Origin of the sequence: Parapontixanthobacter aurantiacus, from assembly GCF_009827635.1 — a bacterium.
Lineage (GTDB): Bacteria > Pseudomonadota > Alphaproteobacteria > Sphingomonadales > Sphingomonadaceae > Parapontixanthobacter > Parapontixanthobacter aurantiacus.
In genome coordinates this window covers 144,975-161,877 of sequence record NZ_WTYW01000002.1, presented here as the reverse complement: position 1 = coordinate 161,877, position 16,903 = coordinate 144,975, and the positions used below count along the sequence as shown (strand labels likewise).

Below are 16,903 nucleotides of genomic sequence, written 5' to 3'. Positions count from 1 at the left end.
TATGCCGTTATCATTGCGGCATAAAAGCAACAGTTCCCGCTTTTGCCAGCTTGCCACCAAGGGTCCGAAAGGATAGATAGCGGCCTCTCGGTGGTAGATATTCATAATAAGGGGATTAATAGAATGCGGAATCTCGTCATAGGATTGGCGATGGCCTCTACGGCCCTTGCATCGCCAGCCCTCGCTCGCGACGGCCAATGGTACGTCGAAGTCGAAGGCGGCGTCATGCTCGTCGAAGATGTCGATTTCGACGCTGGCGGTGTTGATGCCTACAGCCTCGACCACGATTACGGCTACGATTTCGGTGGCCTCGTCGGCTACGACTTCGGCGCTTTCCGTCTGGAAGCCGAAGCAAGCTATCGCGCTGCTGATGTCGACACCATTACGTCGCCTCAGGTCGGCATTCCGACCGGTGTTGGCCGGACGGTAACGGGTAGCTATCCTGCTAACGGCACGACGGATGCATTGAGCTTCATGCTGAACGGCCTCCTCGACTTCGGTGACGACGACGGCATTCAGGGCTTCGTCGGCGGTGGTGTCGGCGTTGCGCGTGTCGGTTTCGACGGTACGATCGATCAGACGGCAACTGCCATCGACGATTCCGACACCGGCTTTGCATGGCAGGTTCTTGCCGGCGTTCGCGCTCCTCTGACCGACAGCATCGACGTCGGTCTGCGGTATCGGCTGTTCACTGCAGAAGACGTAGGCGTGGTAAACGGCCTCGGTGCAGACATCGAAGACTCGCTGCGTACACACTCCATTCTGGGTACGCTGACGTTCAACTTCGGTGGCGAGGCACCTCCGCCCCCGCCGCCCCCGCCGCCGCCTCCGCCGCCCCCGCCGCCGCCTCCGCCGCCGCCGGCACCTCCGGCCCCGCCGGCTCAGGTCTGCGAGCAGGGTCCGTACATCGTCTTCTTCAACTGGGACGAATCCGAAATAACCTCGGACGCAGCGACCATTCTCGACAGCGCGGTTTCGGCTTACGCTGATTGCGGTATGGCTTCGGTCATGCTTGCCGGTCACACCGATACGTCGGGTACGGCAGCTTACAACCAGGGTCTTGCTGAGCGTCGTAACGCGTCGGTTCGTGACTATCTCACGTCCCGCGGCGTCCCGACCGGTCGGATTACCAGCGAAGCATTTGGTGAAAACCAGCTTCGTGTACCGACGGCCGACGGTGTTCGCGAACTTCAGAACCGCCGGGTGGAAGTCACCTACGGTCCGGGTTCGGGCAACTAAGTCAGTTTACTTTCAAAGTAATCGGAAAGGGGTCGGAGCAATCCGGCCCCTTTTTCGTTGTTTTGCGCATGGACAGAAAAATCAGACAGAAAGAGAGAACCATGCGTATTGCAAAGCTCCTCCCTATTGCCGCCGGAACCTTCGCGCTCGCAGCCTGCGCCACGACCTACGGCGGAGAACGCGAAATGATCTCGAGCGCTCCGCTGATCTCGGCAGACGGAACGGCTGCCGGAACGGCCACGCTTTTATCTGAGGGTTCTTCGATCTACGTATCGATCGAGGCCACTGGGCTATCAGAAGGGCAGCACGGCTTTCATTTGCACCAGTCGGGCCAATGCACGCGCCCCGATTTCACGAGCGCCGGCGGGCATCTTAACCCGACGGATAAGTCGCATGGTATCTATTCGCCGGACGGACCCCATTTGGGGGATCTGCCCAACCTGAACGTAGGCGCTGACGGGCGAGCTAACGCAGAAGCGGTTCTCGTCGGTTCACGCGACGGCATACTAGCCGACATATTTGATGCAGACGGAACGGCGGTCATCGTACATGCCGGCGCGGACGATTATCGCACCGACCCAGCAGGCGATGCAGGATCCCGCGTACTTTGCGGGGTGTTCGGCCCGCTCAACTGAAGCTGTGCCTGGCCTCGCTGTTCAGGAAGCGCGCTCACCCGCCTCGGCTGCGCGCGCTTCCACAGTCCGCAAAGCTTCCGGAACGGACTTGATCGCGTAGAGCAACGCGATCAGCCCGATTGGAATAATCACGAAGGTTGCGAGGACGCCGGTCCCGAGGTCGTCCCCGGTCTGTGACGATACGTATCCCGCGAGATACGGACCGAGCGCCAATCCAATCAACGTCGTACCGAGGAAGAAGGTCGCAGTCGCCGTTGCGCGCATTCGGGGCAGGACGAGCGTTTGGGTAATCGCTCCAGCGCCGCCGAGCGCGGACGAACCGCAAAATTGCGCGACAAACGCGAAGATGTAGAAAACTGCCGAGCTTTCCGCAGTGAACGCAAGGATCATCGGAACGACCGGTGCAAGCAGCCCGAACAGGACGATCCAGACCCGCCCGCTTTCGAACCGTTCCTGCAAGTAGTCCGCAACACGGCCTCCCAGAATGACACCCAGGAAGCCTGCTACAGCTGCCGGTGCTCCGATCAAGAACCCGAGCTCGCTCTTGGGCACTTCGAAGACACGCTCGGCAAATGGTGCCGCCCAGTAGGATGTGGCATACGACATGAAGGCCACGGCCGAATAGCCGACCACCGTGGCCAGAAACGCAGGAGAACCCCAGATCAGTTTGAACGCCGGAAGATCGCGATGACGAAGCGAGGCAGCCCAGCAGAAAACTGCGTAATATCCCACCGCCAGAAACAGCCATTCATTAGAGATGGTGGAGATGACCCCTGATCCCGTTCCAAGAACGATGGTCAGGACATACGCCACGAACAACGAAACGGCGGCAACGGCCAGATTTATCAAAAGTGCAGCGCTGCCGCGTTTCGCCGCGCCGATGAGCGTGAATGGCGGTATGACCGTAAGCATTTCCGCAAAGAAACCCTTGAACGGTGCCGGGTCAGGCGGCGTCGGCTTGCCTTCAAGAGCGCCCCGTACCGGCTCGCGCAAACTGACGACCCAAATTGCCAAGAGTATGCCGGGGATACCGACGACGAGAAACGCTGCTTGCCAACCCACGAGATTGAGCGGCCCGCCGCCCGGATAGGCAGCGTTCCATTGCTCGACCACGAGCGCGCCGATCAGAAGCGATAGGCCGCCCCCGATGTACAGACCGGAGGAGTAAATCGCGAGTGCAGTAGCTCGGAGCCGGGCAGGAAAATAGTCCGATATGAGCGAGTAGGCTGACGGACTCGCAGTCGCTTCACCGACGCCGACGCCGATCCGCGCAATGGTCAAGGTCGCACCATTACGTGCGAAGCCCGACAGAGCCGTCATGGCCGACCACAGCGTCAACCCGATCGTCATAAGCCTTACTCGATGCCAGCTATCCGCCAATCGCCCTAGGGGGATACCGAAAAGTGCATAGAATACGGCAAAGGCGGTCCCGTAAAGAAAGCCGAGATCGGCATCTGTGAGACCGAGATCGGCCTTGATGTCGTTCGCCAAGATCGACAGGATCTGTCGATCGATGAAATTCAGCATGTAAACGAGGACCAGGACGCCAAGAGCGTACCAGCTGTAGGTCGGGACCGCGTCCTGACCCGTCGCTCTTTGGACCTTCTCGTTCTCTACCAAAGTACCCTCCCCGTCGCAGTCGTTCAGCCGACTTCGTATTCGGTCGTATCGACAAGGCCAGCATCGGAAAAGCCCTTTCGGCGCAAGCGGCAGGAATCGCATGTTCCGCACGCTTTTCCGCTTGCTGTCGGGTCGTAGCAGGACCAACTCCACGCAGGGTCGAGCGCCAATCGATCCGCCTCGCGCGCGATGTCCGCCTTGCTCTTATCTTGTAGTGGCGCATGGACATGGAAATGATTTCCCTCACTGCCCGCTTTTGTCGCGAGCCTGGCGGTCTCCACGAAGCTATCGATGAACTCAGGGCGGCAATCGGGATAGCCCGAATAATCCAGCGCATTCACCCCGATGAAGATATCGTTCGCTTCGCTTGCTTCGGCAAACGCCGTCGTAAGGGACAGAAAAACGAGATTTCGAGCAGGTACGTAAGTCGTCGGGATGGCCTCGCCCACGCCGTCCTTCGAAACGGGCATGTCGGATGTAAGGGAAGACCCGCCAAACTGCCGGAGATCAAGCTCCAGGACGACATGGCGCTCGACCGCAAGCCGTTCTGCCAAAGCCTTTGCGTAATCCAACTCTCGGGAATGCCGCTGCCCGTAATTGATCGTAAGCGCGAGAACTTCGAAACCCCGTTCCTTCGCGATCGCCGCCGTTACCATCGAATCGAGCCCGCCCGAAAGAAGGACGACCGCTCGCTTGCGCATCGAAGGGTTCTGTTCGCTGTCCATTACCAAAGGGCTGCTAAGCGCTCCCGCAGCGATGGGCAATACAGCGGTTGTCGATTAGCGGCAGCTACCGGTCCGGCGTGCTTCCGCCGAGAATTCGAACGGCTGGCCGTCGGCTATTCCCTGACTTTCGATCTGGACCAGTTCGCCCGTTTCGCGTCGAACATGCGTCCGTCCATATCCGTTTCCACGGCAGGTGTACTGGATCGTCACCTCGTTCGTGCCGTTCTCCACCACATGGCGCGAGCATTGAGCCCCGCGATGGCGAAGCTGGATGAGTTCGTATCCGCTCCGAACGCAAATCTGGCGTTTGGTTCCGCTACCGCGTTCCCGCACTTCCCACTGACCGGTTGTGAGCCGATCCAGCACAGCGAGGCTACTGGCCGATTGTGCGACAGCAGGAAAGGCCGCAACAGCGCCGCCACCCATGGCCACCACACCGGCAAGAACGCAGAGCTTTCCTGAATTCTTCATAAGTTTGTCCTTACACGACCATGCGCATGAAAGCGTAAAATAATTCGATGAACGACGTCTTAGCTCGTCAGGCGATAGCAAACTGTTTCGAACAGAATGCGCAATCGACGAGTATGTTGCCATTTTCGTCCCGCATTTCCTGTCGATCCGTTTCGGAAAACTTCGATAGAATGCGCTCGTAATGTTCTATCGAGCACCTGCAGCCTTGAAGGACTTGAGCGCCGGGCAGGACGCGAACCTCTTCCTCTTCATGGAACAGGCGCCACACAATCGCCTCCAGCGACAGCGAGCCGTCGAGCAATTCTTCATGCCTCGTCGAACCGGCCATCACCGCGATATGCTCCCATTGCGGATGGTCGTGTCGGACATGAAGCCGTTCCCGCCCGACTTCGCCGTCGGGCAGATGCTGCACCAGCAACCCTGCGGCGCGGTACCCCGTGCCGCCGCCTGAAATCGCGACGCGCATCAGCGTCGGGACTTGCTCCGACTGCGCGAAGTAAGCCTGACAAGCATCGGTCAGGCTGTCGCCTTCGAGGGGCACAATCCCTTGATAGCGATTGCTGCCGTCGGTTCCGATGCCCTGTTGCCGGACTTCCTCGGCGACATCGAAAGTCAGCGCCAGAAACCCTTCCCCGAACAATGCGCCGAGTGCCGGACTGGAGCCTAGTTTGGCCACCGCTTCCCTATCGAAATCGACATATCCGCGGATCGCGCCGTCCTTGTAATCGCACACGAGCAGGCTGATTGGGCCGCTCTTGGTTTGCGCCTGCATCGTCAGTTGCGAACCTTCGCCTTTCAGCAAGGCCCCCATGAGCGAGACGAGCACCAATGCCTCGGCGAGAAGATGCGCGACAGATGGCGGATAATCATGTGCGCTCAGGATTTCGTTCACTACGCGGTCCAGGCGAACGAGACGCCCGCGGGCATCACGAGACGGCACCGAAAAGCCGAGGAGCTTGTCGGAGAAGGTTTCCGGTTCTTTCTTCATCGCTCGCGATATGGGAACGAGCGACGGCATTGTAAGATGGCGGCACGTCCGCCCTGTCGCCTAGGTTGCGTCAATTAGCCCGAAGCACCAGAGCAGAATCGACTTCTGCGCGTGGATGCGATTTTCCGCCTGTTGGAACACCCGTGATCGGGGACCTTCGAACACGCTGTCGCTAACTTCATCTCCGACATGAGCCGGCAGGCAATGAAGGAAGATCGCATCGTCCTTCGCCTCGCCCATGATCCGGTCATCCACCCGAAAGGGCTCCATGGCCTTGCGCTTTTCATCCGCGTCCGACTGGCCCATCGAGATCCAGGTGTCGGTCACAATGACGTCTGCTCCGCGCGATGCTTCCGCAACATCCTGCGTTATCGTTATCTGGGCGCCACTTGTCCGCGCCGCGGAAACGAACCCTTCTTCCGGCTCGTAACCCTCGGGCACAGCGACGCGAACGTTGAACTTCATCAACCCCGCTGCCTCGATGATGGAATGAAGGACGTTGTTGCCGTCTCCGAACCAGGCAACTTCGAGACCGGGTAAGGCCTTCCCCTCTTCGATGATCGTGAGCAGATCGGCTACGATCTGGCACGGATGCGACCGATCCGTCAGGCCGTTCACGACCGGAATCGACGAGTGTTCCGCAAGTCCGACAGCCTTGTCATGGGCGTCGGTCCGGATCATGATCGCATCTACCATGCGAGACAGGACACGCGCGGTATCGGCGATGCTCTCCCCCCGCCCGAGCTGCATCGTGCCGCCATCCATGACCATGGCCGAGCCGCCGAGCTGGCGCATGGCAATGTCGAAGCTGACGCGGGTACGGGTCGAACTCTTCTCAAAGATTGCCCCGAGAACATGCCCGGCAAGCGGCACATCATCATCGGAGGCCCCCCTCGGTCGCCCGGTACGCGCCGCTTTTCGATCCAGCGCGTCGGCGAGCATTGCCGCAATTGCGTTGCCCCCTGCGTCCGACAGGTCGAGAAAATGGCGCGCCTTCACCGCTCAGTTCTCCGGAATGTCGTAGCTTGCAGCACCGGCTGAAAGCTTGTCGAAGAATTCGTCGATTTCGGCATCGCCAATGACGAGCGGCGGCAGAATGCGAATTGTCTGATCCCCTGCGGCCACGGTCAGCAATTGGTGGTTGTCACGCAGATGCACGAAGAACGGACGGCTTTCGACCTTCATCCGCAGGCCGAGCATCAATCCGGACCCTCGCACGAAGTCGAACAGGTCGGGGTAATTGCCGATGAACTGTTCGAGCCGCGATCTGATCCGCTCGCCCTTCTCCCGGACGGATGCGAGAAACTCGTCATTCGCGACCGTTTCCATCACCGCCATTCCCGCCGCCATTGCGAGCGGATTGCCGCCATAGGTCGAGCCATGGGTGCCGAACGTCATACCCCGCGCGGCCTTTTCGGTTGCGAGGCATGCTCCGAGCGGGAATCCGCCGCCGATACCCTTGGCCGAGGCCATGATGTCCGGTTCGATCCCGTATAGTTCGTGCGCATAGAGCTTGCCCGTTCGGGCTACCCCGCACTGAACTTCGTCGAGGATCAGCATCAACCCATGCTGGTCGGCAAGCGCGCGAAGCCCGCTCATGAACTCCTGGCTTGCAGGGCGGATACCTCCTTCGCCCTGGATCGGCTCGACGAGGAACCCTGCGGTCGTCGGTCCGATCAGCTTTTCCGCCGCCTCCAGATCGTCGAATTCACAATACTGGAAGCCTTCGAGCAGGGGCAGAAAACCCTGGTGCATCTTCGCCTGATTAGACGCACTGATTGTCGCCATCGTGCGCCCGTGAAAGGCATTCGTGAACGTTATGATGTCGTGACGGTTCTTGTCGCCGTCTTCGTGGTTCTGGTGATAGGCGCGCGCTGTCTTGATAGCGGTCTCGACGGCTTCCGCACCGGAATTGGAGAAGAAGACCGTGTCGGCGAACGTGTTGTCGACCAGCTTTTGCGCCAGCGCTTCGCCCTGCGGACTACCGTAAAGGTTCGAGACGTGCATCAGCGTTTCCGCCTGCCGCTGGATCGCGCCGATGAGAGCGGGGTGCGAGTGACCGAGCAGGTTCACCGCGATGCCGCTGGCGAAATCCAGATAGCGCGTGCCGTTCTCGTCGATCAGATGGCAGTTGTCGCCTCGTACCGGGCGCACGTCGCACCGCGGATAGACGGGCATGAGCGGCGTGATCGACATAATGCTTCCTCGAAATTGTAGTGCGCCTACGCTGACGGACCAATCGCGAAAGGCTGCATGGCAGGTTGCTGAAACGACAAATGGCGACCCGTCAAGGCCGCCATTTGCGTGTCTTATTGAATTTCGGTCTTCAAGGCAATGGAAGGCTCGAGGGCCTGCCGTTGCCTAACGGTTCAGCTTTGCGCTGGCACCAGATTGACGGCCGAATGCTTGCCGCGACGATCGGCTTCGATGTCGAACTCGTAACGTTCGCCTTCGTTCAGACCGGAAAGGCCGGAACGTTCCACCGCGCTGATATGCACGAAAGCATCGGGCTGCCCGTCGTCGCGGACGAGGAAGCCGAAACCCTTCATCGAATTGAAGAACTTCACGGTACCCGTCGCGCGTTCGCCGGTCAGCTCGCGTTGCGGCGCACCACCGCCGCCACCAGCGCCGCCGCCACGGGCCGGAGCCTCGATGACGTCGCCGACGATCTGAAGATCCTGCGCGGACGTCTTGCCGCCACGATCGACGAGATTGAACTCGAGTTCCTGGCCTTCAGCAAGCCCTTCGAGGCCAGCACGCTCGACAGCGGAGATATGGACGAAGACGTCCTCGCCACCACCATCTTGCTGGATGAAGCCAAAACCCTTCTGGGCGTTGAAGAACTTGACGGTTCCCTTGCCGGTTCCGACGACCTGTGCAGGCATGCGATTACCGCCGCCACCGCCGCCGCCGCCGCGGAAACCACCGCCACCACCGCCGCCGCGGAAGCCACCGCCGCCGCCGCGATCACCGCCGCCGAAACGATCGCCACCGCCGAAACGATCGCCACCGCCGAAGCGATCGCCGCCCCGGTCGTTTCCGTAATCGCGCGGCGGGGAAAAGCCTTGGCCTCCACCGAAGGGATCGAAACCCTCTTCACCGATATTGTCGCGCTTGTCCCGACCCCGACGACGTCCTTTGTCGTAACCCATAATAAAATTCGTACCTTGTCGCGCCGCTCGTAACAACGTCATGCGAACAGGCCAGCGGCCAACCTGTCAGCATACGGCGACCTCGGAAAATTCCACATGTCGCCGACTTACGCATATCTATAACCCAGAACGAAGCCTAGCGCGAATATTTTAACAAATATTCCTTTCCATGGTCGTGGGACGGACAAGAGCGGACAGAACAGACGACGTCGCGTATATTGCGATACGAGCGGAGAATGCGCATACGGGTCGCGGAAAACCTAGCTACGCCGCTTTCGGCGAAATGGCTGACATTAAAGCGCAAAGAGGAACGCGACGAATGACTTCTTTCAGGAGACTGACGGACGACGTACTCGTCAGTCCGCAGATCGAACCGGACGATCTGGCCGAAGCACGCGATCGCGGCGTCACCCTCATCGTCAATAATCGTCCGGACGGCGAATCGCCGGATCAGGTGCCGGGCGACGAGATTGCAGCAAAAGCGAGCGAGCTCGGCCTCAACTACGTTGCCATTCCGATCGGACATGCAGGCTTCTCGGCGAACGATATCGACGCCATGCGAGTCGCGCTCGATCAGGCGGACGGAACCGTCCTCGCCTATTGTCGATCCGGTACGCGTTCGACTCTCCTTTGGGCTCTGGCAGAGGCGGCGAACGGGCGCGATGTCGAGGAAATAGCCGCCGCTGCCCGTCAGGCTGGCTACGACGTCGGACCGATCCGCAGCACCCTCGAAGCCTTGCACGAACGCGCGAGCCGCTGACGAGCACCCGACCATGCAGCAAGCGATACAGGTCGGACTTTCGCTTGCTGCGATCCTCGCACTGTTCGCTTTCGCCCGTTATCTGCGTTTGGGCGGCGAGGATCGATTAGAAAGCGAAGAGGAGGCGCGCCGGCTTGCTGAGGAAGCCATCGGTGGTTTCCAGGCAAAGAATGTCGTGCTCGACCGTGGCGGAATGGCAGCCTTGCTCGAAGACGACGATGGCCGGATCATGCTCCTGCGAAAGCACGGGACGCACCACGCCGCCCGGGTGCTCGACAAAGCGGCAAATGCCCGTTGCGAAGGCGGTCACCTGACCGTCTCAGTTTCAGATAGGCGGTTCGGAGCGACCACCCTCGACATCGGCGCGGCGGCGGACGCTTGGGCGCAGCGGATCGAGCAGCTATAAGGCAGGCGTCATGCCCGACTTCTCGCCCGTCCAATACGCCATTCCGGTGTTCGTCCTGCTGATCGTAGCAGAAATGATGTGGGCCTATCGGCGCAACCGCCACGCCTACGAACCCCGCGATACCTTTACAAGCCTTGCGCTGGGTCTCGGCAGCACGGTGGCCGGCCTCGTCTTCGGCGGCGCGATTCTCGCCCTGTTTCTTGCGGCATGGGAGTACCGGTTGTTCGATATTCCCTTCGCTCTTCCGCAATATTGGTGGATCTGGGTAGCGTGTTTCGTCCTCGACGACCTCGCTTATTATTGGTTTCACCGGACGGCCCACAGGGTGCGCTGGTTCTGGGCGTCCCACGTCAACCATCATTCGAGCCAGCACTACAACCTGTCGACCGCGCTTCGTCAGACCTGGACGGGCTTCTTCGCAATCAGTTTCGCGTTCCGCCTCCCCCTCGTCCTACTCGGTTTTCACCCTCTGATGATTCTCTTCGTCGGCGGGCTCAACCTCATCTACCAGTTCTGGATCCACACCGAAGCGGTGCGCCGGATGCCGCGCTGGTTCGAGGCGGTCATGAATACGCCGAGCCATCACCGCGTCCATCACGCGACCAATCCGCGCTATCTCGACCGCAACTATGCCGGCGTTTTCATCGTTTGGGACAAGCTGTTCGGCACGTTCGAAGCGGAGCGCGACGACGAACGCATCCGCTATGGCATCGTCACGCAACTCGGCACCTTCAATCTCCTCTGGTCCGTCTTCCACGAATGGATCGGCATCGCGCGCGACGTGCGGCGCGCGCCGTGGCGGCATAAACTCTCCTATATGTTCCGGGAGCCCGGCTGGAGCCATGACGGAAGCCGGTCGACGAGTGCGACGATCCGCGCCGCATGGGAAGAGCGTCGCAAGGAAACAGAAAAGCCGGAAACCGTTTCATCGGACAACTTAATTGCGGGAAGGACCGAACGCGCATAGGGTGACCGAAAAAGGCATCCGGGAGAGACAGATGAGCGAGCAGTTCGACTATATCGTGATTGGCGGCGGAAGCGGTGGCAGCGCCGTCGCCGGGCGACTTGCCGAGGACGGAAAGCGAACGGTCTGCGTCCTCGAGGCCGGCGGGCGCAACGACAATCTCTTCGTCAAGACGCCGGGCCTTATGCCCTTCATCACCGGCGCATCGAACTATCGCTACGAGACAGTCCCGCAAAAGGGGCTGAACGGCAGGACCGGCTATCAACCGCGCGGCCGGGGCCTCGGCGGCTCCTCCGCAATCAATGCAATGATCTACATTCGCGGCAACCGGTGGGATTACGACAATTGGGCGGCGATGGGCTGTACCGGCTGGTCCTATCACGACGTGCTTCCCTATTTCAAAAAATCCGAAGGCAATGAGCGCGGTGCCAGCGAATATCACGGCGCGAACGGGCCCCTGTTCGTGTCCGATCAGCATCATGTGAACGAGGCCTCGCGCGCCTTCGTCGAAAGCGCCTCGCAGCTTCAGCTTCCCGTGCGCGATGATTTCAATGCCGAGGAGCAGGCCGGCTTCGGCTTTTATCAGGTGACGCAGCACAATGGCGAGCGCTGGTCCGCCGCGCGTGCCTATGTCGAGCCGATGCGCGGGGCGGACAATTTCCACATCAAGACCAAGACGCTGGTCGAACGCATCATCCTTGAAAACGGGCGCGCGACGGGCGTCGCCGTGCGCGAAGGCCGCAAGCGCAAGACCATCGTCGCACGGCACGGCGTCATCCTGGCCGCGGGTGCCTTCAACTCTCCGCAAATCCTGATGCTGTCGGGGATCGGCCCCGCCGAGCATCTGCGCGCACACGGCATCGAGGTCCGGCTCGATCGCAAGGAAGTCGGTCAGAACCTGCACGATCACATCGACTACGTGTCGAGTTGGGAAACGCAGTCCAACGTGCCCTTCGGCGACAGCAGGGAAGGTACGCTGCGCTCGCTCAAGGCCGTGATCGAACACCGGCGCAAGCGCACCGGCATGATGACGACGCCCTATGCGGAGGCTGGCGGTTTCTGGAAAGTGATGGACGACGCGCCCGCACCGGATGTCCAATGGCACTGGGTTCCTGCCATGCTGGAAGATCACGGACGGGAAAAGGTGAAGGGACACGGCTTCTCGCTTCATGCCTGCGTCCTGCGCCCGGAAAGCCGCGGCACCGTGACGCTCAACAGTGGCGAGGCGATCGATGCACCGCGCATCGATCCCAATTTCCTCGATGACGAGCGCGACATGGCGGTGTTGCGGGCAGGTGTGCGTCTGTCGCACCGGATCGTCCAAGCGCCGGCTCTGTCCGCTTACGGCCCGACCGATCGCTATCCTGTCGACCTCGATGACGATGCGGCGCTCGACGATCTCATTCGCTCGCGCGCCGACACGGTCTATCACCCGGTCGGATCGTGCCGCATGGGCGCGGACGAGGACAGCGTGGTCGATCCGCAATTGAAGGTGCGCGGTGTCGAAGGCCTGTGGATCGCCGATGCGAGCATCATGCCGCAGGTCGTGAGCGGCAATACGAATGCGCCGAGCATCATGATCGGCGAACGCTGCGCCGATTTCATCAAGGCGCGCTGACCCCGCTTCCTGCCTTACATAGCGAAGACAAAAAAGGGGCCGGAGCTGGTTAGGCTCCGACCCGTCTCAAGTCATGTTCGCAGGAGGAACATCGGTTGGCGGGGCCGATCGCGGTGTTTGGGAGAGGATGCTATCCACCCCGCCAATTCGGGTAATCAGGTTGTCCGGGTGAACTCCGGATAGGCTTCGATGCCGGTTTCGCTGATGTCGAGGCCGGCAAGCTCTTCCTCTGCGGAAGGACGCAGGCCCATTACCGCTTTCAGGATGAACCAGACGATACCACTAAGGATGCTGACGACGACGCCGGTCGCGATGACACCCGTGATCTGGGCGCCGAACGGTACTTCGCCATTGGTCAGCGGAACGGCAAGCGTACCCCAGATACCGGCGAACAGGTGCACCGGAATGGCGCCAACCACGTCATCGATCTTCAGCTTGTCGAGTAGCGGAACTGCGAAGACTACGATCGCACCGCCAATTCCCCCGATGATGATCGCCATACCGACATTCGGGGTTAGCGGTTCTGCCGTGATCGAGACGAGGCCGGCAAGCGCGCCGTTCAGCGCCATCGTCGTGTCGGCTTTTTTGTAGCGCAGCTGCGTCAGGATGATGGCAACGACCACGCCGGCGCAGGCTGCCATATTAGTGTTGACGAAGATCTTCGAGACGTCGCTGACGTCGCCAACCGTTCCCATGGCGAGCTGCGATGCGCCGTTGAAGCCGAACCAGCCGAGCCACAGGATGAACGTACCCAGCGTCGCGAGCGGGATGCTCGATCCCGGGAAAACAGTCATCTTGCCGTCTTTACCGTAGCGACCCAAGCGCGGTCCGATGATGAGCGCGCCCATCAATGCCGCCCAGCCGCCGGTAGAGTGAACCAGAGTCGAACCTGCAAAGTCAGAAAAGCCCATGGCGTCGAGCCAGCCTGCGCCCCACTCCCAGCTGACGATAATCGGATAGATCAGGCCGGTGAGTATTGCGGTAAAGATGAAGAACGGAACGATCTTCGTGCGCTCTGCGATGGTGCCCGACACGATCGAAGCGGTCGTGGCGCAGAACACCATCTGGAAGAACCAGTCGGATGCGACCGAATAGCCCGTATCGAGATCGGCTCCGCCGACCTCCTGCATCGGATACATGATCCCGGCCGACCCGAAATACCCGTTGAAATCACCTGGATACGCGATCTGATAACCAACGAACCAGAACATCAGGCCGGCAATTGAATAGAGCCCGACATTCTTGAGGCTCTGCACGCTGACATTCTTGGATCGGACGAGACCCGCCTCAAGCATCGCGAAGCCGGCGGCCATCCACATCACGAGGAAACCGCCGATGAGGAACAGCAGCGTGTTGAGAATGTAGCCCGTGCCGCCCCCGACGGCATCGGCCGCCGCTTCTGCAGCGTTGGGATTGACCGCCGCCACTTCGGTCGCGACTTCGGCAAGCTCGGTGGCTTCCTGAGCCAGCCCGGCGGAGGAGAAGCAGAATGCAAGGCCCGCGGTCAGGGCTGCGGTGCAAAGCGTGCGTGTGGTCATGAATTTGCCCTCGGTCATAGTGCCGTCTCCCCGGTTTCGCCGGTGCGGATGCGCGTTGCGGAAGCGAGGTCGAGGACGAAGATTTTTCCGTCGCCGATCGTGTCGGTGCTCGCGATTTCCTGAATCGATTCGATGATCTTCGGAGCGAGATCGTCGGTGGCGGCGATTTCCAGCTTCACCTTAGGCAGCATGTTGGTGCTGTATTCCGCCCCGCGATAGATTTCCGTCTGCCCCTTCTGGCGACCGAACCCCTTCACTTCCGAGACCGTCATGCCGGCCACGCCCAGCGGACCGAGCGCTTCACGCACTTCGTCCAGCTTGAACGGTTTGATGATGGCGATGATATATTTCAAAGACCTGCCCCTTCTCTTCCTTGACCGCCTTGCCGTCGCAAGACCCCGTCCCGAGCAGGAGCAACAAGCGTGCCAGTTCGCAGGAGCAGCAGAAAGCGCGCCATTGCGTTAAACAAATAGCAAGAACTTTGGACGAGTTGCCTAATTTTTAGACGACTGCCTTCAACTTAGGCACGAGTACTGACCGACAACTCTGCTTTGAGTGGCAAATGGTCGGACGCCATTGCGGCGAGCGAACTGTGGTGCACCTTCGAAGCATCGACGGTCCACTCGCTGCTCGCCACGATCCGGTCGAGCCGCGCGATGGCGCGATTGCTCGGAAAGGTCGGCCCCGGGGCGATCATCTGCCAGTCGCGACCCCACGCCTCGCGAAACACCCTCATCGCGCCGCTGCGCAAGCCCCACTGGTTGAAGTCGCCGGTCAGCAGCGCGGGCATTTCGTGTCCGCCGCAGTCATGCTCGATATGGCCGAGCAACGCCTTGATCTGAGCGCGCCGCCGCAACCCGGACAGGCACAGATGCGCTCCGGCGATTGCGAAGCGTTGCCCTTCGCGCTCTAGCACCGCGACCACCGCGCCGCGTGGCTCCAGCGTCGGCAGATCGAGCGGCCGCGAGGACACGACCGTTACGTCCTTGCGCGCAAGGATCGTATTGCCATGCCACCCGATACTTTGCGGTCGTTTCGCGACCGGGACGACGCGCCACTGCGTATCGTCGAGCAAGGCCCGCGGCAGGATGCCCGTGCGGCTGCCGAACCGCTCGTCTGCTTCCTGCAAGGCAATGACGTCGGCATTGACTTCGCGCAGGACCGCGATGATCCGGTCAGGGTCGCAACGACCATCGCGCCCGACCCCCTTGTGGATGTTGTAGGTCGCGACGCTCAACTGCATCGGTTCGCCGCCCGATCGAGGTGCGAATTAGCCGGCGATATAACGATCGGTCGGACGCGCAGGCAGGCCGTCGATGCTGCTTGTTCGCTTGGCCATCTTGGCGGCCCATTGGTCAGGATCGGCTTGAGCATGATACTTGATTAAAGTCGCGCGTTCGCGATCGAGTTCCATGACCGGCACGCCCCAGCCGCAACTGGTCTGCACGCTTTCGACCCTTATATCGAAAATCTGCCGCGTGCCGGGTAGCAGCTTAAAGTGCGCTGCCAGTTCGTGCCAGTCGCTGTCCTGCGGCAAGACGGGGCGTCCCCTGCCATAGATTCTGAGGATCAGGGCCGGCTGCTGGAAATTGCAGAACATGACGGTAATGCGCCCGTCGGCGAGCAGGTGGGCATTGGTCTCGTTACCCGAGCCGCCGAGATCGAGATAGGCGACCCTTTCGGGCGAAAGCACCTTGAACGTGTTCTCCAGCCCCTTCGGCGAAAGATTGATCCGTGCATCGGGTGCTGCCGTCGCGACGAAAAAGATCGGCTGCTTCTCGATCATCGCGACATGATCTTCGCCGAGCGTATCCGAAAAATCCGCCATATCGCCCTCCTTCCAATATTGGACGGCCGGCGTTTACAGGAAATCGTGCAAGGTCGCCATGAAACGATCGAATTGATCGTGATGAAGCCAGTGACCCGCATTCTCGAACTCGATGACCCGTGCGGTCCTGAAATGGTCCAGCCGCCCGTCTCCCTCGGGATTGCTCGCCCAGCTCTCCGCGCCATAGAGCAACAGGGTGGGGCAGCTTATCGCGTTCCAAGTCTGCTGGATGAACTCGTCGGCGACGTCCTCGACATGCCAGACATTGAGGTGCGGGTCGAACTTCCAGCTATAGGTGCCGTCCTCGTTCTTGTTGACCCCGTGGATGGTCAGGTGGCGCGCCTGCCGTTCGGTCAGATAGCTGTTCTCTTCGATCATGCGGGCATAGGCATCCTCGATCGAGGCGTATTTGCGCGGCGTGCGCCCGGAGGCCGCGCGCTTCTTCTCGATCCACTCCGCCATCCGTTCGGGATAGGGCGTGGCGCGCATCTCCTCGTGCCGCTTCGGCGACGGTCCCAGTCCTTCGATCGCCACCAGCTTTTCCACCATGTCCGGGAAAGTCCCGGCATAGCGCAAGGCGACGTTTCCACCCATCGAATGGGCGACGATGGTGACCGGCCCGACGTCGAGCTGATGGACGAATTGCGCGAGATCGTAGACCATGTCGCCGCTCGAGTAATTGCCGTCGCTGACCCATTCGCTGTCGCCGTGACCGCGGTGATCCATCGCCACGACATGCCAGTCGTCGCGCAATTGCTCGGCTACCCAGTCCCAGCTGCGCGCGTGATCGCGCCCGCCGTGAACGAGCACGAGGGGCGGCTTCGCCTTGCCGTTCTCGTCATACTTGCCCCAGTCGACATAGTGCAGGCGCAGGCGCTGCGATATGAAACTCTGCGATGTGGGTCCGGGAAACTGGCTGCTCATGGGCGCCTGATGCCTCCTCGTGCGACAGGGTGCAA

General features: G+C 60.7%; 18 protein-coding genes. 6 read left to right on the top strand and 12 right to left on the bottom strand.

Annotated elements, in window-relative coordinates; all coding sequences use genetic code 11:
- The first annotated feature begins 123 nt into the window (after positions 1 to 123).
- Together GRI38_RS08975 and GRI38_RS08970 are read left to right on the top strand one after the other, a co-directional pair.
- The gene (locus GRI38_RS08975; RefSeq protein ID WP_160682781.1) at positions 124 to 1,239 is read left to right on the top strand and encodes an OmpA family protein; all 1,116 of its coding nucleotides are present in this window, start codon (positions 124 to 126) and stop codon (positions 1,237 to 1,239) included.
- A gap of 101 nt (positions 1,240 to 1,340) precedes the next feature.
- Positions 1,341 to 1,874: a superoxide dismutase family protein gene (locus tag GRI38_RS08970; RefSeq protein ID WP_160682779.1), complete on the top strand. Its 534-nt coding sequence runs from the start codon at positions 1,341 to 1,343 to the stop codon at positions 1,872 to 1,874.
- 21 nt (positions 1,875 to 1,895) lie between these two features.
- Here the strand turns inward: GRI38_RS08970 and GRI38_RS08965 are convergent, their stop codons facing one another.
- From GRI38_RS08965 to GRI38_RS14225, 7 genes are all read right to left on the bottom strand, one after another.
- Entirely contained in the window at positions 1,896 to 3,494 is a 1,599-nt protein-coding gene (locus tag GRI38_RS08965) for a spinster family MFS transporter (protein WP_237487470.1), read from the bottom strand.
- 23 nt (positions 3,495 to 3,517) lie between these two features.
- Positions 3,518 to 4,219, bottom strand: a complete 702-nt coding sequence (gene queC / locus GRI38_RS08960) for a 7-cyano-7-deazaguanine synthase QueC (RefSeq protein WP_160682775.1) — start codon at positions 4,217 to 4,219, stop codon at positions 3,518 to 3,520.
- Positions 4,220 to 4,273: 54 nt separating this feature from the next.
- Complete coding sequence (locus tag GRI38_RS08955; protein ID WP_237487469.1) at positions 4,274 to 4,690, bottom strand: DUF3617 domain-containing protein; 417 nt, start codon at positions 4,688 to 4,690, stop codon at positions 4,274 to 4,276.
- A 67-nt stretch (positions 4,691 to 4,757) separates the two neighbouring features.
- Positions 4,758 to 5,678: an Hsp33 family molecular chaperone HslO gene (gene hslO / locus GRI38_RS08950; RefSeq protein WP_160682773.1), complete on the bottom strand. Its 921-nt coding sequence runs from the start codon at positions 5,676 to 5,678 to the stop codon at positions 4,758 to 4,760.
- A gap of 60 nt (positions 5,679 to 5,738) precedes the next feature.
- Complete coding sequence (gene argF / locus GRI38_RS08945) at positions 5,739 to 6,677, bottom strand: ornithine carbamoyltransferase (RefSeq protein ID WP_160682771.1); 939 nt, start codon at positions 6,675 to 6,677, stop codon at positions 5,739 to 5,741.
- 3 nt (positions 6,678 to 6,680) lie between these two features.
- Positions 6,681 to 7,874: an aspartate aminotransferase family protein gene (locus tag GRI38_RS08940; RefSeq protein ID WP_160682769.1), complete on the bottom strand. Its 1,194-nt coding sequence runs from the start codon at positions 7,872 to 7,874 to the stop codon at positions 6,681 to 6,683.
- A 173-nt stretch (positions 7,875 to 8,047) separates the two neighbouring features.
- On the bottom strand, positions 8,048 to 8,830 hold the full coding sequence (locus GRI38_RS14225) for a cold-shock protein (protein ID WP_160682767.1): 783 nt from the start codon (positions 8,828 to 8,830) through the stop codon (positions 8,048 to 8,050).
- A gap of 319 nt (positions 8,831 to 9,149) precedes the next feature.
- Here GRI38_RS14225 and GRI38_RS08930 point away from each other — a divergent pair, with 319 nt between their 5' ends.
- From GRI38_RS08930 to GRI38_RS08915, 4 genes are read left to right on the top strand one after another with little or no spacing between them, the layout of a single operon-like run.
- Positions 9,150 to 9,590, top strand: coding sequence for a protein tyrosine phosphatase family protein (locus GRI38_RS08930; RefSeq protein ID WP_160682765.1), 441 nt, complete (start codon positions 9,150 to 9,152; stop codon positions 9,588 to 9,590).
- Between the two features lie 13 nt (positions 9,591 to 9,603).
- Entirely contained in the window at positions 9,604 to 9,996 is a 393-nt protein-coding gene (locus tag GRI38_RS08925) for a hypothetical protein (protein WP_160682763.1), read from the top strand.
- A gap of 10 nt (positions 9,997 to 10,006) precedes the next feature.
- A complete protein-coding gene (locus GRI38_RS08920) occupies positions 10,007 to 10,963 on the top strand; it encodes a sterol desaturase family protein (RefSeq protein WP_160682761.1) in 957 nt (318 codons plus the stop codon).
- A 31-nt stretch (positions 10,964 to 10,994) separates the two neighbouring features.
- Positions 10,995 to 12,578, top strand: a complete 1,584-nt coding sequence (locus tag GRI38_RS08915) for a GMC family oxidoreductase (RefSeq protein WP_160683321.1) — start codon at positions 10,995 to 10,997, stop codon at positions 12,576 to 12,578.
- Positions 12,579 to 12,733: 155 nt separating this feature from the next.
- Here the strand turns inward: GRI38_RS08915 and GRI38_RS08910 are convergent, their stop codons facing one another.
- The 5 genes from GRI38_RS08910 to GRI38_RS08890 form a co-directional block, all read right to left on the bottom strand.
- On the bottom strand, positions 12,734 to 14,134 hold the full coding sequence (locus GRI38_RS08910) for an ammonium transporter family protein (protein WP_237487468.1): 1,401 nt from the start codon (positions 14,132 to 14,134) through the stop codon (positions 12,734 to 12,736).
- Positions 14,131 to 14,469 carry a P-II family nitrogen regulator gene (locus tag GRI38_RS08905; RefSeq protein WP_160682759.1) on the bottom strand — a complete coding sequence of 113 codons (339 nt, stop codon included), beginning with the start codon at positions 14,467 to 14,469 and terminating at the stop codon, positions 14,131 to 14,133. Before GRI38_RS08905 ends, GRI38_RS08910 begins: the two co-directional genes overlap by 4 nt.
- Before the next feature lie 167 nt (positions 14,470 to 14,636).
- Positions 14,637 to 15,359 (bottom strand): endonuclease/exonuclease/phosphatase family protein, encoded by a 723-nt coding sequence (locus GRI38_RS08900; RefSeq protein WP_160682757.1) that lies wholly within the window; start codon positions 15,357 to 15,359, stop codon positions 14,637 to 14,639.
- Between the two features lie 27 nt (positions 15,360 to 15,386).
- Positions 15,387 to 15,944, bottom strand: coding sequence for a pyridoxamine 5'-phosphate oxidase family protein (locus GRI38_RS08895; protein WP_160682755.1), 558 nt, complete (start codon positions 15,942 to 15,944; stop codon positions 15,387 to 15,389).
- 33 nt (positions 15,945 to 15,977) lie between these two features.
- The gene (locus GRI38_RS08890; RefSeq protein WP_160682753.1) at positions 15,978 to 16,868 is read right to left on the bottom strand and encodes an alpha/beta hydrolase; all 891 of its coding nucleotides are present in this window, start codon (positions 16,866 to 16,868) and stop codon (positions 15,978 to 15,980) included.
- Positions 16,869 to 16,903: the final 35 nt, after the last annotated feature.